The sequence below is a fragment of the Bacillota bacterium genome, assembly GCA_013314855.1.
Taxonomy (GTDB): domain Bacteria; phylum Bacillota; class Clostridia; order Acetivibrionales; family DUMC01; genus Ch48.
Map to the genome: position 1 here is coordinate 1 of JABUEW010000222.1, position 3,533 is coordinate 3,533.

Consider the following 3,533-nt stretch of genomic DNA (forward strand, 5'->3'; position numbering starts at 1 on the left):
TCTGCTCATCCGCCTGCCATTCCTTAGAATAAAACCACATTTGAGCCCGCGGAATAACCTCAACAGGGGTAATGATCAGACAGCCGTCCTTTTCTTCAATTTCCAATTTATCGCCGGGCTTAAGCTTGAGTTTTTTCACCAGTTCACTGGGAATAGTCACCTGGGATTTTTGTTTTAATTCCACCAACATGTTCATCATCTCCATATAATAAAGTTAAACTTTCCTACTTTATTATATTCCAACCTCAAAAAAATATCAAAACCTATAACCAATTTGTTTCAGGCGGGCGACACCCCGGTACAGGCATTTTTACTACTCCTCTTTTGCCGCCGCAACCTCGTCAAATGCAGCCTCCAGGCCGCGCAAAGCCGCCTCTTCGGAAGCTCTGCCGAAATCTGGTGCCGCTGCCTGGATTCACCCGCGCGCTCTTTCTAGCGACATTGCTAACGCCTGCAACATTAATGTTTGGCCGGCTAACAGGTAGCTTCTTTTTCTTTCAGCCTTTTTAAAAGCGGCCGGGCCGCCGCAACCGCCACAACCAAATGGGCCAGGGCGTAAGCCATGCCGATGCCGTCCAGGCCGGCCATGCCCAAAAGCACCAGCCCAGCCCCAGCGAAACAACCGCCAGCATGGCCGTTTGGGCAACGATTAAATGAACCCGACTATCAGGGGATAAACAAATCCTGGCGCCCCGCTAACGTGATTACATTTTCATTTGACCAAATTTAAACCAATTTTCTTTTTTAGCAACATAAACTATAACAATCACCAAAAGCATGTAAGTTATCATCCACGCATACCCGACACCCACAATGCCGAATTTTAAAATAAATAAATAACACAAGCCCAGCAAAAGCAAGAACCTGGCCAGGTTTATTTTGATAATGCTTTCAACCTTCATCCTGACATTTTGAATGGGAGCAAACAGAGAATAAACAGCGGCCAGGAAACTGGATAAAGACAATATTCTTAGAAGCTCCAGCGCGTCCACATAATCTTTGCCAAATAATTTTAATAAAAAACCACCTGAGAAATAAAGAAAAAGCACGGCAGGAATAAGAAAAGCATAGATGGCCAAACCGGCTTTGATAACATTCTTTTTTAAACCTTCCCCGTGGCTCCCCTCCACAAAAAGCGAAGTGCTCAAAGCATCGGGGACGATTAAAACGAGATTTCCTATGGAAAACGCAATATAGTACTTAGCGGCTTCAGACCCGCCCAATAGGTTCACGATCATAATAGGCAACACTAACGTAGGCACGGAAAGAAACATGCTGGAAATATAATTTCCAGAGGAAAACTTAAATGATTCCCGGACAAATTTTTTATCAACTTTTAAGTCAAGCCCGGTTGATTTATATAAAAGCAGCAAGGCAAATAAAGAAGCGAGCAGGAAGGCCAACCCGTTCGCGCCAAATATGCCAAAGCAGCCCAAAAAAGTTAAAGGTATTAAAAAAGGAACTCTTAAAGCCATAAAAAGGTTCTGTATAAAGTAATAGTTTGCATCCCGTTTTGCTACAAAAGTGGATCCTGTAATTGCAGCTATTGAATTTATAACTGCAATTAGAATAAAGATAAGCGCGTATTTTCCTTCTTTTAGAAAAGATAATTCGGGTGAAAAAAGACTAATGCCTAGAATATAAATAATCCCCACACCAAAAGAAGAGATAGTTGTAATGACCAGACAAGTGCTAAAAACTTTTTTACGATCATTGAGTGGGAAAAAACGGATTAAAGAGAAATCAAAGCCTAATCTTGAAAATTGGATAACCAGTCCTAACGAAGAAATCAAGGCCGTGGCCACACCCACATCCTCAGTGGAATAAAGCCTTGCCGCAAGCATCCAAAAGAAAAAACCGCAGGCGACATTAGAAACCCTGCTTAAAACTATAAAAAACGAGTTTTTATACAGAGGGTCGCCCAGGTATTGCTTTAATTCCCCAAGGCTTTTAGGAATTGCAAGTTTTGCTGTAGACATATCCCAAATCCTTTAGTTTATTTCGATATAATCTTCCCGAAAGCGTCCAAGATATCCTGAATATCCGTACCACTAACGGCGGGGTGAACCGGTAGCGAAAGCACTTCCCGGGACGCCTTTTCTGCCCGGGGAAGATGTTCTTTGTAGCCAAGCTGCCGATAAAAGGGCTGGCAGTGAATAGGCAGGGGATAATAGATTTCTGTATTTATCCCCAAGCGGATTAGTTCTTCCCGCAGGGTATCTCTGGAGATACCGAATTTCTCCGATACCCTGATGGTGTATTGATGAAACACGTGCTTTACTTCAGACAAAATATAAGGAGTAATTATTCCCTTAAGGTCCTGTAGTCCCTCGGTTAAATCCTGGGCGTTGGACCTTCTTTTGGCGTTAAAATCCTCCAGTTTCTTTAGCTGGCAAAGGCCAATGGCTGCCGCAAGATCGGTCATCCTGAGATTATAGCCCAGCATCTCATGGAAGTACCTTACTTTTTGGCCGTGGTTTCTGAGCATCTTTAACTTTTCGGCAATCTCTTTATTATTGGTGGTAACCATCCCGCCTTCACCGGTAATCATGTTCTTAGTAGGGTAAAAAGAAAAGCAGCCTGTCCCAAAAGAACCTACTTTCTGACCTTTGTATTTCGCCCCGTGAGCCTGACAGGCGTCTTCGATGACGGCAAGATTATGCTTCGCAGCAATGTCCATAATTTTATCCATTACGCAGGGCTGGCCATAAAGGTGGACAGGGAGAATGGCCTTTGTCCGGGGGGTAATTTTTTCTTCTAACCTATCCGGGTCGAGATTAAAGGTCTTTTCATCTATGTCCACAAATACCGGCTTTGCTCCCGTGAATAAAATGGCATTGCCGGTGGCGATAAAGCTAAAGGGGGTAGTGATGACCTCATCACCCTCACCGATACCGTGGGCCAGGAGGGCCAGGTGCAGCGCCGCCGTCCCCGAGTTTACTGCTACAGCATATCTTGTACCGATGTAAGAAGCAAAAGCCTCTTCAAATTCCTCCACTTTTCTTCCCTGGGCAAGCCTTCCGGAATGAAGGACTTCCACCACTGCTTCAATTTCTTCATTGCCTAATACAGGTTTTGCTATTGGAATCATGTTGGCCCTCCTCATTGTTGATATTTTTTATAGCTATCATTTAATCTCAAGAAAACCGTTCTTTTTTATTTATTATGATTTCAGTGAACTTTAACTCTTCCCAGTTGGCAGCGACGTTTTATGTCTCTTTTGCCTTCCGGGGTATTGAGATAACGTATTGCATCGCGTCAATTTCCCAGCTATCTTCGATGGTAATTGTCCTACGTTTATGCTCGTGATGCAATAGATCTTTTGGGAGCAGGCCTATTCGACTTTGTGAAAATGATATACGGTCGCCCCGGCGGTATCATTTCTGTAATTCAGGATGCTAAATTCGGGCTTGCTGAACAAGTTTTCCAATTTCACAAACTGCTCTTAGATAACCGCATACACAGTGTAATTTTGGTCCTTATAAGTCTTCAAGATGGCGCATATAAAATGGCAAAAAAGAAGCCGGAGCCGG

3 protein-coding genes are annotated in these 3,533 nt (G+C 43.5%); all 3 read right to left on the reverse strand.

Annotation, left to right across the window (positions count from 1 at the left end; translation table 11 throughout):
* The coding region (locus HPY74_20385; protein NSW92966.1) for an AbrB/MazE/SpoVT family DNA-binding domain-containing protein at positions 1–190 on the reverse strand (190 nt) is incomplete at its 3' end.
* Positions 191–704: 514 nt separating this feature from the next.
* The gene (locus HPY74_20390) at positions 705–1,979 is read right to left on the reverse strand and encodes an oligosaccharide flippase family protein (GenBank protein ID NSW92967.1); all 1,275 of its coding nucleotides are present in this window, start codon (positions 1,977–1,979) and stop codon (positions 705–707) included.
* Between the two features lie 17 nt (positions 1,980–1,996).
* Complete coding sequence (locus HPY74_20395) at positions 1,997–3,091, reverse strand: DegT/DnrJ/EryC1/StrS family aminotransferase (protein ID NSW92968.1); 1,095 nt, start codon at positions 3,089–3,091, stop codon at positions 1,997–1,999.
* Positions 3,092–3,533: the final 442 nt, after the last annotated feature.

What these genes read in the sequence shown, in the direction of transcription:
- HPY74_20390 (NSW92967.1), bottom strand. Translation starts at nt 1,979, where the DNA reads ATGTCTACAGCAAAACTTGCAATTCCTAAAAGCCTTGGGGAATTAAAG.
- HPY74_20395 (NSW92968.1), bottom strand. Translation starts at nt 3,091, where the DNA reads ATGATTCCAATAGCAAAACCTGTATTAGGCAATGAAGAAATTGAAGCA.